General features: G+C 62.7%; 14 protein-coding genes. 6 read left to right on the plus strand and 8 right to left on the minus strand.

Features of this window, described 5'->3' with window-relative positions; all coding sequences use genetic code 11:
* Positions 1-45 precede the first annotated feature (45 nt).
* Positions 46-1,368 (minus strand): peroxiredoxin family protein, encoded by a 1,323-nt coding sequence (locus BEN47_RS13140; protein ID WP_070728858.1) that lies wholly within the window; start codon positions 1,366-1,368, stop codon positions 46-48.
* Positions 1,369-1,614: 246 nt separating this feature from the next.
* Here BEN47_RS13140 and BEN47_RS13145 point away from each other — a divergent pair, with 246 nt between their 5' ends.
* Positions 1,615-3,906: an aconitate hydratase gene (locus BEN47_RS13145; protein ID WP_070728859.1), complete on the plus strand. Its 2,292-nt coding sequence runs from the start codon at positions 1,615-1,617 to the stop codon at positions 3,904-3,906.
* Between the two features lie 241 nt (positions 3,907-4,147).
* On the opposite strand, the gene BEN47_RS13150 is transcribed toward BEN47_RS13145, so the two are convergent.
* Both BEN47_RS13150 and BEN47_RS13155 read right to left on the minus strand, forming a co-directional pair.
* The gene (locus BEN47_RS13150; protein ID WP_070728860.1) at positions 4,148-4,693 is read right to left on the minus strand and encodes an REP-associated tyrosine transposase; all 546 of its coding nucleotides are present in this window, start codon (positions 4,691-4,693) and stop codon (positions 4,148-4,150) included.
* A gap of 163 nt (positions 4,694-4,856) precedes the next feature.
* Positions 4,857-5,600, minus strand: coding sequence for an EcsC family protein (locus BEN47_RS13155; RefSeq protein WP_070728861.1), 744 nt, complete (start codon positions 5,598-5,600; stop codon positions 4,857-4,859).
* Between the two features lie 229 nt (positions 5,601-5,829).
* Between BEN47_RS13155 and BEN47_RS13160 the strand changes: the two genes are divergently transcribed.
* Both BEN47_RS13160 and BEN47_RS13165 read left to right on the plus strand, forming a co-directional pair.
* Positions 5,830-6,570, plus strand: coding sequence for a Dph6-related ATP pyrophosphatase (locus BEN47_RS13160; protein WP_070728862.1), 741 nt, complete (start codon positions 5,830-5,832; stop codon positions 6,568-6,570).
* Positions 6,571-6,734: 164 nt separating this feature from the next.
* Positions 6,735-7,424, plus strand: a complete 690-nt coding sequence (locus tag BEN47_RS13165; protein WP_070728863.1) for a TIGR02117 family protein — start codon at positions 6,735-6,737, stop codon at positions 7,422-7,424.
* 203 nt (positions 7,425-7,627) lie between these two features.
* On the opposite strand, the gene BEN47_RS21020 is transcribed toward BEN47_RS13165, so the two are convergent.
* Positions 7,628-7,843: a hypothetical protein gene (locus BEN47_RS21020; RefSeq protein ID WP_125921666.1), complete on the minus strand. Its 216-nt coding sequence runs from the start codon at positions 7,841-7,843 to the stop codon at positions 7,628-7,630.
* 401 nt (positions 7,844-8,244) lie between these two features.
* Here BEN47_RS21020 and BEN47_RS13175 point away from each other — a divergent pair, with 401 nt between their 5' ends.
* Positions 8,245-8,556: a LexA family protein gene (locus tag BEN47_RS13175; RefSeq protein WP_239691609.1), complete on the plus strand. Its 312-nt coding sequence runs from the start codon at positions 8,245-8,247 to the stop codon at positions 8,554-8,556.
* A gap of 52 nt (positions 8,557-8,608) precedes the next feature.
* On the plus strand, positions 8,609-9,940 hold the full coding sequence (locus tag BEN47_RS13180) for a Y-family DNA polymerase (protein ID WP_070728865.1): 1,332 nt from the start codon (positions 8,609-8,611) through the stop codon (positions 9,938-9,940).
* 6 nt (positions 9,941-9,946) lie between these two features.
* Here the strand turns inward: BEN47_RS13180 and BEN47_RS13185 are convergent, their stop codons facing one another.
* The gene (locus BEN47_RS13185; protein ID WP_158011011.1) at positions 9,947-12,790 is read right to left on the minus strand and encodes a S8 family serine peptidase; all 2,844 of its coding nucleotides are present in this window, start codon (positions 12,788-12,790) and stop codon (positions 9,947-9,949) included.
* Positions 12,791-13,044: 254 nt separating this feature from the next.
* On the opposite strand from BEN47_RS13185, the gene paaN reads away from it, so the two are divergent.
* On the plus strand, positions 13,045-14,703 hold the full coding sequence (gene paaN / locus BEN47_RS13190; RefSeq protein ID WP_070728867.1) for a phenylacetic acid degradation protein PaaN: 1,659 nt from the start codon (positions 13,045-13,047) through the stop codon (positions 14,701-14,703).
* A gap of 73 nt (positions 14,704-14,776) precedes the next feature.
* Here the strand turns inward: paaN and BEN47_RS13195 are convergent, their stop codons facing one another.
* From BEN47_RS13195 to BEN47_RS13205, 3 genes are all read right to left on the minus strand, one after another.
* Positions 14,777-15,055 (minus strand): hypothetical protein, encoded by a 279-nt coding sequence (locus BEN47_RS13195; protein ID WP_070728868.1) that lies wholly within the window; start codon positions 15,053-15,055, stop codon positions 14,777-14,779.
* A 138-nt stretch (positions 15,056-15,193) separates the two neighbouring features.
* Positions 15,194-15,496: a hypothetical protein gene (locus BEN47_RS13200; protein WP_070728869.1), complete on the minus strand. Its 303-nt coding sequence runs from the start codon at positions 15,494-15,496 to the stop codon at positions 15,194-15,196.
* A gap of 123 nt (positions 15,497-15,619) precedes the next feature.
* Positions 15,620-16,174: a hypothetical protein gene (locus BEN47_RS13205; protein ID WP_070728870.1), complete on the minus strand. Its 555-nt coding sequence runs from the start codon at positions 16,172-16,174 to the stop codon at positions 15,620-15,622.
* Between the last annotated feature and the right edge of the window lie 25 nt (positions 16,175-16,199).

The following is a 16,199-nucleotide window of genomic DNA, read 5'->3' on the forward strand; positions in this document are numbered from 1 at the left end:
CTTATATGTCGACTGATTAGGGCCTAAACTGCTTCCGCGCGTGCGCTATTCCTTCAGCAGCTTGTCCACTTCGCGGTTGAAGCTGGCAATTTCCTCCTCGTAGTACTTGCCCGTGCCGGGGCCGGCAAAGCCGGTGTGAATCTTCCGCACGTTGCCCTTTTTATCCAGGAAAATGGTGGTGGGGAAGGCCAGGAACTTCGCCAGCTGCGGCAGCGACTTGGCCACCGAGTCCTTGTTGGATACGCCGGCCACGGCCAGTTCGTAGCCGATGTTAAACCGCTCGCGCATGTTGCGCAGCCGGGCCGATGCCGCTTTGTAGTCGGCGCTACGCTCGTAGCCCAGGCCGATGACTTCCACGCCGCGGCTCTTGTTTTTCTCGTACCACGGCGCCAGGAAGTTGGTTTCGTCCATGCAGTTGGGGCACCACGAGCCCAGGATTTGGACGACCACCACTTTGCCGCGGTACCTGGGCGCGGTAGGGTCCACCACGCCGCCCTCAAACACGCTGGGGAACTTGAAATTCAGCCGCGTCTCGCCTTTTTTGAGGTAGGTGAGGGTGCTGGCATCGGGGAGTTTGGCAGTGGGGTCGAGCACGGCTGTGAAGGTTTCGTGGCTGGACTTGCCGGAATAGAAGTCGCCTTTATAATCGTTTTTATCAGGTATTGCGTCGAAGAGAAACGCATGATTTCCGTCAAAAGTGGAAAGCATCAAATGAGGTTTTTTGGCCCGCGATACCATATTCCCGGATAAATACCGGTAATCGCCAGTCGTAGTTAAAAAGGTGCCAGTGTAGCTTCCATCGGATTGGTTCTGTTTAAAAATTCCAACCGCCGGATAAGTCTTGCCTTCGCTATCCCTAAATTCGACCCTGTATTTCTGGCCTTCGACCTGCGCCTTGGAGATGCCAAAAGTGATTTTCTCATCGCTAATAAATAAGTCATTGGAGTTGCCCGCAGTCGCCGTCATCGGCACGCGGTACGGGTCCTTGGCATCATACTTCACCCAAATTCCTTTCAGCTTGTCCTTGCCATCGGCCCGTACCACCAGCGCGGCGTCAAACGTGTGCAGCCGGATGGTGGTGGAGTCGCCGGCCGAGGAGATTTCCTCGCAGCGCAGCCGCTCCTCACCGTCCAGGCCCTTATTAACAAGGTAGACCACCGGCTTGCCGGCCTCAGTTTTTACTTCAAACAAAAACGGAATTTCCTGGCCCTGCGTGGCCAGTACCCCACGCCAGGGGCCGAGTGTGAGCACGGGCGCCGCGGTGCCGCCAGCGGCCGCCGTTTCAGTAGTAGCGGTATTGGACTGGCAGGCTCCCAGGCCCAGGCCCAGCGCGGCCGTAGCCACTAGGCGAACAATAGGTGTATTCATAAGTAACCGCAAAAATGCAAACGGAAGCTCCACAACCGCGACTTGAGCCAATAGGTTGCCGCCTGCCGCCGCGTTTGGTGGGCACGCTGTGGCCTAGCCACGGCTCTCAGCACCTGCGCCACATATATAACGCCACGCCCAAATCCTGCGTTAAGCGTAGCAGAAACGGCTTCTGTGGATTCCGGTTAGGTCCAACCTAACGCACGTACTACATTTGCACCAACACATTATTTACCTCCGCATCCTATGGCTTTCGACCTGGAAATGATTCGCGCCGTGTACGCCGGCATGGGTTCCCGCATCGAGGCGGCCCGCACCGCCGTGGCGCGCCCGCTCACCCTCACCGAGAAAATTCTCTACGCCCACCTGTTTGGCGGCGAAGTAAAGCAAGCGTACGAGCGCGGCGTTTCCTACGTCGATTTCGCCCCCGACCGGGTGGCCATGCAGGACGCCACGGCCCAGATGGCCCTGCTCCAGTTCATGCAGGCCGGCAAGCCCACCGCCGCCGTGCCCAGCACCGTGCACTGCGACCACCTCATTCAGGCTAAGGACGGCGCCACGCCCGACCTGGCCGAAGCCAACACCGAAAACAAGGAGGTGTACGACTTCCTGGCCTCGGTATCCAATAAGTACGGCATTGGCTTCTGGAAGCCCGGCGCCGGCATCATTCACCAGGTAGTGCTGGAAAACTACGCCTTCCCCGGCGGCATGATGATTGGTACCGACTCCCACACCCCCAACGCGGGCGGCCTGGGCATGATTGCCATCGGCGTGGGCGGTGCCGATGCCGTGGACGTGATGGCCGGCATGGCCTGGGAACTGAAGTTCCCGAAGGTGATTGGCGTGAAGCTGACCGGCCGGATGAACGGCTGGACTTCGGCCAAAGACGTAATCCTGAAAGTAGCCGGCATCCTGACCGTGAAAGGCGGCACGGGCGCCATCGTGGAGTACTTCGGCGACGGTGCCGAAAGCCTCTCGGCCACCGGCAAGGGCACCATTTGCAACATGGGCGCTGAAATCGGCGCCACTACGTCGGTATTCTCCTACGATGAGAAAATGGGCGACTACCTGCGCGGCACCGGCCGCGCCGATATCGCCGAGGCCGCCGCCGCCGTGCGCCAGCACCTGCGCGCCGACGACGAGGTGTACGCCCAGCCCGAGCGTTTCTACGACCAGCTCATCGAAATCGACCTCAACACGCTGGAGCCCTACGTGAACGGCCCGTTCACGCCGGACGCGGCCTGGCCCATTTCGGAGTTCGCCGCCGCGGTGCGTGAGCACGGCTGGCCCGAGAAGCTGGAAGTCGGCCTCATCGGCTCCTGCACCAACTCCAGCTACGAGGACATCACCCGCGCCGCCAGCATTGCCGCCCAGGCCGTGTCCAAGGGCCTGACGGTGAACGCCGAGTTCACCATCACGCCCGGCTCGGAGCTGGTGCGCTACACCGTGGCCCGCGACGGCCTCCTCGACACGTTCTCGCAGATGGGCGGCGTGGTGCTGGCTAACGCCTGTGGTCCGTGCATCGGCCAGTGGGCCCGCCACACCGATGACCCCAAGCGCCGCAACTCCATCATCACGAGCTTCAACCGCAACTTTGCTAAGCGCAACGACGGCAACCCGAACACCCACGCCTTCGTGGCTTCGCCCGAAATCGTGACGGCCTTCGCCATTGCCGGCGACCTTACTTTCAATCCGCTCACCGATACCCTGCCCGGCGCCAACGGCCCCGTGAAGCTCGACGAGCCCCGCGGCGTGGAAATGCCGCCCCTCGGCTTTGCCGTGGAAGATGCCGGTTTCCAGGCGCCCGCGGCCGATGGCAGCGGCGTGCAGGTGCTGGTAAGCCCCAGCTCCGACCGCCTCGAATTGCTCGAGCCGTTCCGCGCCTGGGAAGGCACCGACCTGAAAGGGTTGCGCCTGCTCATCAAGGCCCAGGGCAAGTGCACTACGGACCACATTTCCATGGCCGGCCCGTGGCTGAAGTACCGCGGCCACTTGGATAACATCTCCAACAACATGCTCATCGGGGCCACCAATGCCTTCAACGGCAAGCCCAACGAGGTGAAGGACTTCTCAACCCAGGGCGACGGCTACACCACCGTGCCCCAGGCCGCGCGGGGCTACAAGAGCCTCGGCATCGGCACGGTAGTGGTGGGCGATGAGAACTACGGCGAAGGCAGCTCGCGTGAGCACGCCGCCATGGAGCCCCGCCACCTCGGCGTGCGCGCCGTGATTGTGAAAAGCTTCGCCCGCATCCACGAAACCAACCTGAAAAAGCAGGGCATGCTTGGCCTCACCTTCGACAACAAGGCCGACTACGACCTGATTGAGGAAGGCGACACCATCGACATCCTCGGCCTAACCAACTTCACGCCCGGCCAGCCCCTGCAGGCCCGCCTGCACCACGCCGATGGCGACACCGACCTCATCACGCTCAACCACACCTACAACGAAGGCCAAATTGAGTGGTTCAAAGCCGGCTCGGCCCTGAACCTGATTCGCCTGAAAGAAAGCGGTTCGGCGCAGTTGTCGCAGCGGTAGTTTATCCCGCTTTTTGGTTAATTGAAACGGCCGCCTCGGTTTTCTGAGGCGGCCGTTTTGCTTGCATATAGTAGCGCGGCACGTTGCTCTTTCAGAGTTATACTCTGGAAGCCTCGTCGGTTGGGGGCTTGCAGCCCCCGCTCCCCGCACACTCTTTAATTACGCTATGCGGGCGGAGTAGAACTCCGTAACGGGCGGCTTTCGGAGTGGAACTCCGAAAGAGCGAAAGAGCCGTCCCATATCAGCCCAGCAACAGAACGTCCAGCAGGCCGCCCTGCTCGGCATAGTTAGACGCGGAGCTGTAGAGGTAGTGCTCGGGTTCGGCCACCAGTTCGGCACGCACGGGATTTTGGTGCAGGTAATGCAGCTGTTGCAGGGTGAAATCTAAGGTGATTAGCTCCTTGGCTTCGTTGCCGTCCTGCCAAAACTTGTAAATCTCGCTTTTGGGGTTGATGCGGGCGTTGTAGGCGAAGCGGTGCAGCGGCCACTGCCGCCGGCTTTCGGGGTCGCGCTCGATGGCGGTGGTAATGGCTTTGCTGGTGAAGCGCTTGAAATCGCGCAGAATATCCGACAGGTTCTTTTCCGGCGGAGTAGCGGCAATCAGGTGCAGGTGGTTGCTCATCAGGCACCACGCATATAGCTCCAGGCTCTTGTGCTGCTGGCAGTAGCGGAGGGCGTCGATGATGATGTGGCGGTAGGCGGGGCGAGTGAATACATCAACCCAGTCAACTACCGTCATGGTGAGGAAATAGGTATGGCCGGGGAAAATGCGGTTTTTCAGGCCCATGCGGGTGTTAACTCAGCTGTGTTCGCGGAATGTGGATTCGAAAGTAAGTGAAGGGATACGCTTTCTATGGGCGACGGGGCGGGGGCTGCAAGCCCCCGGGAGGGGTGGCTTGCGGGGTGCAACTCCGAAAGAGCTGCGTTCTCCTTGATAGGCCAGCCGAGGTCTATTCGGGTAGCTGCCGCGTTTCTTCCGCCGCGAAATGCCGCATGCGGTAGCAGTTCATGGCCGTGGTGCCGAGCTGGTCGATGAGGCGGTAGTTGGCCACGGCGCCCACGGCGGCCCCGATGACGGGTACGAGCTGGGCCATTTTGGCCAGGTCGATGTAGTCGCGGTATTCCTGCTGGAACGTGCGCCAGTCGAACTCGTGCACGTCCGTGGGCAGGGTGTGGCGGTAGGTGTCCCAGGCAGCGAGGCGGCGATAGGTGTCGTTGCGGGTGTGCTGGCTGCTGAAGGCCAGCTGGAAGATGTGCAGCAGGTAGAGCCGTTCGGTGTAGTCCTTCACGTCGTAGCCGTAAAGCGCCGCCACGTCGAAGAGCAGCTTGAGCTTGAGGCTAAGCAACAGGGGAAAATCGGCGAGGCCCAGCAGGAAGCCGCCGGCACCCGTGATGGCGCCCTCGGTGGTGGCCATGGTGCGGTAGTTGCGCACCGCACTGCGCACGGCAAACTCCCGCGCCGCCAACGGGCTGGCCAGTACCGGCTGCCGGGTGGTGTGCTGGGAACCAAACAAGACGCCCCGCACCATCTGCTTGATGGCCGCCGTGATGGCCACGTGCACCCGTTCGGGCAGCAGGGCATTGAGCCGCACCTGCACCCGCCGGGTGAAGCGGTTCATGAACGAGGGCGGCCGCTGCATTTGCTGCTGCCAGGCTTGCAGTTCAGCGTGGGCCTGCTGTTCGGCAGAAGACATAAGGTGGGTAGGGATTGATGGGTGCGCTAAGCTACGAGGGTTGATTTCGGGAAGTTGGCCACCGCCCGCAGCCCGACGCACGCGCCGACCCGCAGAATCTACGCTAAATATCCGACTGCAATTAATTACACAATGATGCTAATGCAACAACCTGAATGTGAGCAAGAAAGCCAACAGCTACTGGCTAAAAACTATTGGCTCACTACTTATGCAGTTTCTTTGCCCAGACATGAAGCAGCAGGCAATTTTCAATTGGAGCGGAGGCAAGGATTCGGCGCTGGCACTTTATAAGGTGCGGCAGGCGGGCCAATACGAGGTATTGACCCTGCTCACCAGCATCAGCGAGCCGTACCAGCGCATTTCCATGCACGGCGTGCGCGAGGCGCTGCTCGACCAGCAGGTGGCCAGCGTTGGGCTGCCCTGCCACAAGCTGGTACTGCCCGAAATGCCTACCATGGAGGCCTACGAGCAGCAAATGACCACCGCGCTGCGGAACTTGCAGCGCCAAGGCGCTACGGTTTCCATCTTCGGCGATATTTTCCTGGCAGACCTGCGCCGCTACCGCGAAGAGCAGCTGGCCCGGCTCAGCCTGCGGGCCGTGTTCCCGCTGTGGGGCGTGCCTACCACGGCGCTCATCCGCGAGTTTCTGGACCTGGGCTTCAAAACCATAACCACCTGTGTCAACGAAAAATACCTGGACCACAGCTTCGTGGGACGCGTGATTGACGAAGAATTCCTGCGCGACCTGCCTGCCAACGTGGACCCCTGCGGCGAGAACGGGGAGTTCCACACCTTCGTCTTCGACGGGCCCATTTTCACCCAGCCCATTCCCTTTGAAAAAGGCGAAGTGGTATACCGCAAGTACACGCCCGCCCCCAAAACCGACGACTCCGGCTACGACTGCGCCGAGCCCGACGAGCCCAGCCCGTTCGATACCGGCTTCTGGTACTGCGACTTGCTGCCCCGGTAGCAACCCAAGACCAGGCCAGGCCCAAGCAAATTTCAGCCACTGCAGCAATTTCATCCGTAAGGGGCGCATGGCGGCTTGTGCCGGCGCAAGCAGCCGGTAGCGGTAAATTGCCAGCCTGCGCAAGCGCCCTCTGCTTCGGCACGGCCAGAAACCTAATTTAATTCATGTCGATTACCCTTCGGAAAATAGTAAAGCCAATAGGCTACGCGGTGGGCGCGCTGCTTGGCGTGGCGGCTCTGTATGTAGGCACCGCCTTCGTGCTTTCGCGCATTACCGTGCCCAAAGCCCAGCCCCAGGCCGCGCGCGATGTGCTGGTGTACCTCCACAGCAACGGCGTGCACACCGACATCGTGGTGCCCGTGAAGAGCCCACAAATGGACTGGAGCCAGCTACTGCCCTACAGCAACATCCCCTCTGGCGACACCAGCCTGCCCTACCTGGCCTTTGGCTGGGGCGACAAGGGCTTCTATCTCGACACGCCCACCTGGGCCGAACTCAAGTTCAGCACGGCCTTTGTGGCGGCGTTCTGGCTGGGTTCCTCGGCCATGCACGCCACCTACCTGCCCAGCCTCGCGCCCGGCCCCGATACCGTGCCGCTCTACCTCAGCCACGACGAGTACGCCCGGCTCATTACCTACATTCAGAAGAGCTTCCGCTACGATGCCGCCGGCCGCGCCCAGCACATCAAAGGCCACAGCTACGGCCAGGACGACGCGTTCTACGAAGCCCACGGCGTGTACAGCTTCCTGTATACCTGCAACACCTGGACCAACAACGCCCTTAAGGCCTCCGGCCAGAAAGCCTGCCTCTGGACCCCCGCCGAGTACGGCATTCTTTACCAGTACGGCAAATAGGTGGTCGTTCAAAGGTAAACGGATTGTCAGTTGCTTGTTGTTGGTTATTGGTCAGATGATTGTGAACCCCGACAACGTAACGCGCCTCGGAGGTACCTGCCGGATACGGCGCGAATGCCCTAAAAACAAACCGCCCCGCTGGCTGCAACGCCAACGGGGCCAAAATGGGTAGGAGCCATCGAGCCGATGGGGAGTAACAGGGCTTAGTTGAGCCACACGTCTGCAACTTGCTCGAAGCGATGGGCGGAAAAAGCCCCGTAGGGGCGCTCAGCATAAAAGCCGAGGACATGAACCTGGGGCTGACCCGTGCGAACGTGCGGCAGTACGCGCACGGCGTACACACGGCCGGCCTGGGGCCAGTCACCAATGTAGTCGGAAGGGCGTTGCGCATCATTCACACAACGGGCGAATTGCTGCATAGGCAGCGGCGTAGGGAGCTTTACTTTAGACATAATCAAAGATACAAACTATTTAATAAACTAAAAAGGTTGGAAATGCCTTTTTTAGGCTTATTTAAGGAGAAAGAAGTCAATTGCATTGCTAGAGCATAATTATACTGCGACCTTATTTTATATACGCAGACCGGGAGCGCACGGATTGCGACAGCAGGGATAACTATTTACTAAATTAATTAGTAAATAGCAGCCTCAACCGCACCACACCGACGGTTGAGCCTGCCTATGGTTGCTTCGCTGCACGATTTCATTGCCTCCTCCCACGTCTTCACGCCCGAGCTGCCCCTGTTCGGCTGCGCCATTCCGGCCGGGTTTCCCTCCCCGGCGACGACCACCTCGACGCGCCGCTTGACCTCACGCGGCACCTGTTTCGTCATCCGGCTTCCACCTTTCTGGCCCGGGTGAGCGGCGATTCCATGATTGGGGCGGGCATTCACCCCGGCGATTTGGTGGCCGTCGACCGGGCCCTGCGCGCCGCCCACGGCAGCATTGTGGTGGCCGTGGTAGAAGGCGAGCACACCATCAAACGCCTGCAGATGCGGGCCGGCCACGCCTGGCTGGTTGCGGAGAATCCGCGGTACCCGCCCCTGGCCGTGGACCACAGCGCGGGCTTGGTGGTCTGGGGCGTGGTCACGCACGTCATTCACGCCCTGGGCAGCGGCCAGCCCACGGGCTAAGTAGCGGGTAAAGCTCAACTCTAAACACCACCATTTTATTTATTCCCAACTGATGTACGCGCTGGTCGATTGCAATAACTTTTACGTGTCCTGCGAGCGGGTTTTTGCGCCCCAGCTGGAGGGCAAGCCCGTAGTGGTGCTCTCGAATAACGACGGTTGCCTCATTGCCCGTTCCGACGAAGCCAAGGCGCTGGGGCTGAAAATGGGCGAGCCCTACCACCTGGTGAGGCCGCTGCTGGAACAGCACCAAGTGCGGGTTTTTTCGTCGAATTATGGCCTGTATGGCGACATGAGCCGGCGCGTGGTGCAGGTGCTGAGCCGCTTTGCGGTGGGGGTGGAGGTGTATTCAATCGATGAGGCATTCTTAGACTTTCGCGGGATGGGGCTTATTGAAAAAGACCTGCATGCCTACGGGGTGCGGGTGCGCGATACCGTGAAGCAGCACACAGGCGTTCCTGCCTGCGTTGGCATCGCCCCCACCAAAACGTTAGCAAAACTAGCCAATAAGCTGGCCCGTAGGCTTGGTGCCAACGGCGTGATGCTGTTCGAGCACCCGGACCACTGGCAGCAGGCGCTGGCCCACACGCCGGTCGAAGACATTTGGGGCGTGGGGCGGCGCTATGCCAAAAAGTTGTACGATTTGGACATCCGTACCGGGGCAGCTCTGGCCGCCATGCCGGAACATTGGATGCGCCGGCACTTGGGCGGCGTGGTGGGGCAGCGGCTGTGGCGCGAGCTGCACGGCCAGCCCTGCCTGGAGTGGAACCCCGCCCAGTGGGACGAAGACGACCACCTGTACCCCGCCGCCTCCGGCCGCCACAGCGTGACCTGCACCCGCTCCTTTGGCCGGCCGCAACACGATGCCGCCGTGCTGAGCGAAGCCGTGGCCACCTTCGCGGCCAAAGCCGCTGAGAAGCTGCGCAAAAACGGCCTGGCCGCGCACCTGGTCACCGTGATTCTGGGCACCGATAAGTTTGCGGCTGGCTCCGAGCCCGCCACGCACACGGTGGTGGTCAGCTTGCCGCAGGCCAGCTACGACGTGAGCGTGCTCACCCAGGCCGCCCTGCGGGGGCTGCACCGCTTGCGCCGCCCCGGCGTGGCCTACCAACGCGCGGGGGTGCTGTTCAGCGGCCTCGAAACGGCCGGGCAGGCGCAGCTGGGCCTGTTTGCCGGCACCGCCCCCGACCAACAGCGCAGCCAGCAGCTCATGGTCACGCTCGATGGCCTGAACGCGAAATTTGGCCGGCAGATGGTGCGCCTGGCCGCTGCCGGTGTTGCCAAAAAGCCCGATGGCAAACCCCGGGAGCCGGCCTGGGCCGGGCGGGCGGCGCACCGCTCACCGCTCTACACCACGGCGTGGGACGAACTGTGGCAGCTGCGCTAGGGAGCCTCAGCGCACCAGTACGGCGCGGGTGAGCACGCTGCCGGCGCCCAGTGCCCGCACTGTGTAGAGCCCCGGCGCCAGGCCCGCCAGGCTCAGGGTTACGGTGCTGCCACCGCCGGTTTGCTGCCCCACCAGTTGCCCCAGGGTGTTGAAAATCCTAATTTCTTGGAGGCCAAACTGCGGCGGTAGCTCCACCTGCAACGGTCCGGCGGTGGGGTTGGGATATACATTAAAACCCAACGCCAGCACGGCCAGCCGGGAGGGCAGTAACGTGGTGTAGGCCTGCGCGGCGGCATCGGCCGCTGCTTGCAGCTGCAGCAGACTGGACGCCGCCAGCACGGCAAACGCGACGGTGGTGGAGTCACCGGGTGCCAGCCGGACGAGGCGGGTGCCCACCACCTGCGACACGTCGGCACCGTTGGGGAGGCCGGCGCTACGCTGGGCGCGGGCGGTGCCACTGCTCAGGGTCAGGAATTTCTCAGCCGCGGAGAAGCCATCAGCAAATCGCACGGGCGAACCCACGGGTGCCGCATTGTTGATGGAGTACACGGCCGGCTCGCCCCCGCGCAGCAGCCGTATCCCGGCGTATTGGGCCGGCGTGCTGGCCGAGGCGGCCGGCTCCAGCGCGTAGCAGTAGCCCAGCGCCCGGGTGCTGTCCCAGTCGGCCACGTTGCGGCCCGCCCCGTCGGCCGTGGGCAGGTCCCAATCCATGAACAAGCCGGAATAAAGCGGCTTCAGGGTATCGGCCGTGAGGTTTTTGAGGGAGTATTCCAGCACCACGAAGTCGCGCCGGCCGGGTGTGCTCCAAGCGTAGGCGCGCTGGCGCACGGCCACGCCCACGCTCCGAATGCGGCTGCCGGCCACCGGAATGCTGTCCTGAAAAGCCACGCGGGCCTCCTGGTCGGCGCGCGGGCCGGGGCGCTGCTGCGTGGCCTGGCGCAGGCTGAAAAACGACTGCCGCGACTGCCCGCCGCTGGTGCGCAGGCGGTCCGATACGCGGGTGGGGGTGGTGGCCAGCAGCAGGCCGCCTTCGCTGAGCACGCTACTGCTGCCCTTGTAGCTGACGCCCGCCCCGATGCTGCCGCTCAGGTTGTCGTAGCCAATGTTACCGCGGCTGGTGAGGGTCAGGGCCAGGTCGTTGGCGTCCAGCACCACGTAATCTGGGTTCAGCAGTACTTCCACAAACTGGTCGAGCTGGTAGCCGCCGCTGGCCGTGAGGCGGTAGCGCAAGGTGGCCGTGGTATTCCGCGGAATGCCGCTGGCGGCCACCACCAGCCGAAAAGGAGCGGCGGCGTTGTCCGTCTGGGCCAGCGTGGGTAGGTCGCCCACCACAAAGCTGCCCTGCTGCACCGCAATATGCGGCGAGAGCGAGGTGAGTGTTACCGTGAGCCCGGCCACGGGCTGCAGCAGGTTCTGCACACTGGCGCTGAGCGTCAGGGTTTCGCCGGGCGCGTAGGCCTGACGGGCCGGGCCAAAGGTGCTGCCGACCACGCGGGCCTCCTGGCGGGTGGTTTGGGTGAGGGCCCGCAACATGTTGAGGCGGCCCGCACCCAGGCGGCCGGCCCACGCCGCGTTGGCGGGCAGCCCGTCGATGTTATCGGCGGTTTGGCGCAGCTGGGCGGCCACTTGCGCGGCGGTGTAGCGCGGGAACTGCCACCGGACCAGCCCCGCGGCGGCTGCCACCATGGGCGCGGCAAACGAGGTGCCGCCCACGGCTACGTAGTCGGCATCGGCCACGCCGCCGCCCGACACCGTGTGGTAGCCCTGGGTGGTGAGAATGCTCGTGCCGGGGGCCGTGAGGTCGACGCGGTAGCTGAAGGTGGCATTGGGGCTTTTCTGGTCGGTGCTGTTCACGCCCGAAACGGAAATGACGTGGTCGTAGGAAGCGGGGTAGAAGCGCAGGTCGGCGTTGGTGTTGCCGGCGGCGGCCACCAGCACGGCGTCGCGGTTCACGGCGGCGTAGGTGATGGCGTCCTGCTCGAAGCGCGAATAGCCGCCGGGCGCGCCCCAGCTCATGTTTATCACCTTGCAGTTGTGGTCGGCGGCGTACACAATGGCCTCGTAGCCGGCAAAGGTGCCGGTGGGGGTGTTGGGGTAAATGTTGAGAGGCAGAAACCGGCACTGGTTGCCCACCCCGGCAATGCCCCGGCCGTTGTCGACGCGGGCGGCGGCCACGCCAGCCACCAGCGACCCGTGGATGATGTCGATGTCGTAGCCGGCATCGTTGTCGTTGTTAGCCAGGTCCCAGCCGGTAAAATTGTCCACGTAGCCGTCGTTGTCGTCGTCGCGGCCGTTGATGGGGTCGGCGTAGTTGTGCTTAATCTGCTGGCGCAGGTCTTCGTGGCCCAAGCGCACCCCGCCGTCGGTAATGCCGATGACGATGGCGCTGTCGCCGCGCGTGATATCCCAGGCGCGATAGGCCCGAATTTGCTTGAGGTAGTACTGGCTGGCTGCCAGGTTGGTGAGGGTGGAGTCGGCCAGCGGGTCATTGGGCTGGTACATGGGCTGGCGAATGTAGAGCGGCTCCACGTACTCCACGACGCCGGTGGCCAGCAGCACCGCGCGGGCATGCGCCAGGCTGGTAGTGGCCGGCACCTGAAATTGGTAAATGCCCCGCAGGTCCACACTGCCGGGCTTCTCCACGTCGGGGGGCAGGGTGTGCGGGAACTTCTGCTGCAGGTCGTGGGCTTCCAGCGTCAATAAGGCTATTTCCAGCGCCGAGGCGGGCTGGCCGGCCCGCAGTTTCACCACCAGCCTGCCCGGCACGGTGGGCGGGGACGGCGCTGCTGCTGCCAACCGAACGAAGACCAGCGTAAATAAAAAAAAGAATAAGTGTAACGTGTTTCGCATCAGGCAGAAGGATAAAATATAAAGGGATAGTAAAGATAGGGTTTTACGTAACGGTGGGGGATTTGGACTGTGGGATGGAGCAAATAAAAACGCGGCCTGGCCGGGGGGGCTGTTCCGCAGGCGGGCCGCGGGAATTACTGGCCTGTGGCCGCCGTTAAAATGGCGGGCTTTGCGGCAGGGCAGTTGCCCCGCCGTAACTTGCGCACCGGCCCCGGCCATGCACTCACCGTCATTCGTCAACCCGTTTCACCCCGATGATTAACAAGCACCAAGCTACCCTCGACGCCGCTGTGCAAGCCCTGCACGGGCGCACGTTCTTCGCCGCTTTCCCCGAAAACCCCTCGCCCGATATCTACGGGGCCGACGCCGACGCCCACGGCCGCGAAAAATTCGCCGCCATGCGCGGGCAGCACTTCACCGAGTTGCAGCAGGGCGAGCCCACCGGCTGGGCCGGCCAGGAAGAGTCGCCCTACGAGCAGCAGTCGCTCGACATAAAATACCCGTTTTATGCTCCCGAAACCCTGATTCAGAACGCTCAGGGGGCTTTCGACGAGTGGCGCAAGCTGAAGCCCGCCCTGCGCGCGGCCCTGCTCACCGAGGCGCTGGAAGGAATGAGAAGCCGCTTCTTTGAAATTGCCTACGCCACCATGCACACCACGGGGCAGGCCTACATGATGTCGTTTCAGGCCAGCGGCCCCCACGCCGCCGACCGCGCCTTAGAGGCCATTGCCGCCGGCTATGAGGAGCAGACCCGTTTCCCCGAAGACACCCGCTGGGAGAAGCCCATGGGCAAGTACAGCATCGCCCTGCACAAGACCTGGCGCGCCGTGCCCAAGGGCCTGGCCCTGGTCATTGGCTGCTCCACGTTCCCGACCTGGAACACGGTGCCAGGCATGTTTGCCAGCCTCGTGACCGGCAACCCCACCATCGTGAAGCCCCACCCCAAGGCGGTGCTGCCCATCGCCATCGTCGTTGCCGAAGTGCAGAAGGTGCTCCAGGAGCACGGCCTGAACCCCTGCATCTGCCAGCTGGCCGTGGACGCCGACGACCACCTCATTGCCAAGGACTTGGCCGAGAACCCCGCCGTGAAGCTGATTGACTACACCGGCGGCTCGCAGTTTGGCGAGTATGTGGAGGGCCTGAAGGGCAAAACGGTGTTCACCGAGAAAACCGGCGTCAACAGCATCATCATCGACAGCTGCGACGACCTCGACAAAGTGGCCCAGAACCTGGCCTTCTCCGTGAGCCTGTACTCGGGCCAGATGTGCACCGCGCCGCAGAACTTCTTTATCCCCGAAACGGGCGTGAAAGTGGGCGACGTGCAGGTGCCCTACGAAGAAGTGGTGCAGAAAATCTCGGCCGCCGTTACGGGCCTGGCCACCAACCCCAAGGCGGGCCCGCACGTGCTCGGCGCCATTCAGAACCCGGCCACGCACGAGCGGGTGAAGCAGCTGGCCTTCGACGGCGGCCGCAGCATTCTGGCCCACGGCACCGTGGACAATCCCACCTTCAAAAACGCCCGCACCTGCTCGCCCAGCATCTTCGAAGTTGATGCCAGCCGCGTGGAGCAGTACAGCCAGGAGCTGTTCGGGCCCATCATGCTGGTTATTAAAACCAAGGACACGCAGGAGAGCATCCGTTTGGCAGCCCAGTTGGCCCGCGAGCACGGCGCCATTTCCTGCGGTGCCTACACCACCGATGCTGCCATCAAAGAGCAGATTATGGACGAGATGAGCCTGGCCGGCACGCCCGTCAGCTTCAACCTCACCGGCGGCATCTACGTGAACCAGAACGCGGGATTCTCCGACTTCCACGTAACCGGCGGCAACCCCGCCGGCAACGCCAGCTTCACCAATCCGGAGTTCGTTATCAAGCGCTTCACCTGGGTAGGCTTCCGCGAGCCGGTGGCGTAAGTACCGCCCGCCATTCCACGCAAAAGCCCCGACTTCAGTTGAAGTCGGGGCCTTTTGCGTGGGTCTTTAGTACTTACTTAACGGGCTTGAACCCGGTGCCGTCGCTAAATTTATAATCCTTGGGAGCCTTGGCTGTCTTGAATCTTTCCAGCTTCCGGGGGTTCATGTCGATGACGGGCTTAACGTTGTTTTCCGGGCGGAAGCGGGCTTTCGAGTTTCTTTTTTTTGAAGCTTCGGCCGAGTAGCCGAAATCCCGGTGGGCTTTCACGCGGGGTTTGCGCCCGTGGTCCTGCGCAAAGCTGGCAGAGGAGGCGAGAAAGGGAAGGACGAGGAGGAGAAGGAGCTTTTTCATAATAGTATAGCAGTGAAGGAAGAAAATAGAATAGCCGGAAATAGGAGAATTGCGGGGCCACTCGTCTGCCGGCTTGCAAGGTTGAAACGCAGATAATATTCAGCGGGTTGCGATAAGCTCAACGATGGTGGCCGGGGCCTATAAAATTTTCCGCAGGTCTTCGCGTAGTCCGTCGATGCCGCGCCGGATTTGGTCCCACACACTGGGCTCGGAGCCATCGGCGGGGGTGGGGTACTGCACGAGCTGCTCGGCTAGGAGGGCGCGCTTGGCTTCGAGGGCTTCGGCGTGGGCCTCGTAGGTGTTGGTGGAGCCGGCGGCCGTGGTGTGTGCCCGGTTGTGCAGGGTCTGGATTTTGGCGTCCAGCTCGGTCAGGGCCTGGCGGAGCGAGTACTCGGAGAGCTGGGGCAGGCGCTGGGCGTCGGGGGAGGGCGTGCTGGACATGGCGGGGGAGACAAACAGGTGAACGAAGTTCCTATTTTACTGCATTCGCCCGCGAAAAGATTTCGTGGCCCGCTTGCCGCTGGCGGCCCCCAGCCCCCGCCACCAGGCTGGCCCCTGCGGGAGCTACCCGGCCATGGCCCGCGGCAACCCAGCTTCGCGGGCCAGCGGTGCGGCGCCCGACTGCCACAGGGCCGTCAGTACGGCGTTGGCAGTGGGGGCCAGCTCCAGGTGGTAGTCTTCGTGGAGGCGGGCGGTCTGGCGAAGGGCTTCCAGCGTGCGCTTGGTGAGGTGCTGGAGCAGCGGCTGGGTGGGGCCGTGCAGCCGGGCCGTAATTCCCGGCTGGTGCCGGAACACGTTGGCCAGCAGGCGCCAGCTCAGCTCGGTTTCGCCAAACAGGTCCTCGGTCACCTTAGCGTGGTAGGCCAGCCGCGCCTGCAGCTGCCGCAGTATCACGAGCAGGTCGTTGGGCGTTTGGTGAAAGCCGCGCACGGGGTCGTCGACCTGGGCGCGTAGCGCGGCGCGGCGGTTTTCCAGCGCCTGGGGCCCTTCGAGCAGGCGGTAGGCAAGCTGCTCGGTGAGCAGGGCATCCTGGGCCACGAGGCGGGCCAAGAGCTGGTCTTTTTCTTTTTGGGGAAGTTGGAAAAGGGCCTTGCGCAGGTCGGGTGGGAGGACGGGCATGGTGGTTAGTGGAAGGGAACCAGCA

This window comes from Hymenobacter lapidarius, from assembly GCF_001816145.1.
In the GTDB taxonomy this organism is placed as follows: Bacteria; Bacteroidota; Bacteroidia; order Cytophagales; family Hymenobacteraceae; genus Hymenobacter; species Hymenobacter lapidarius.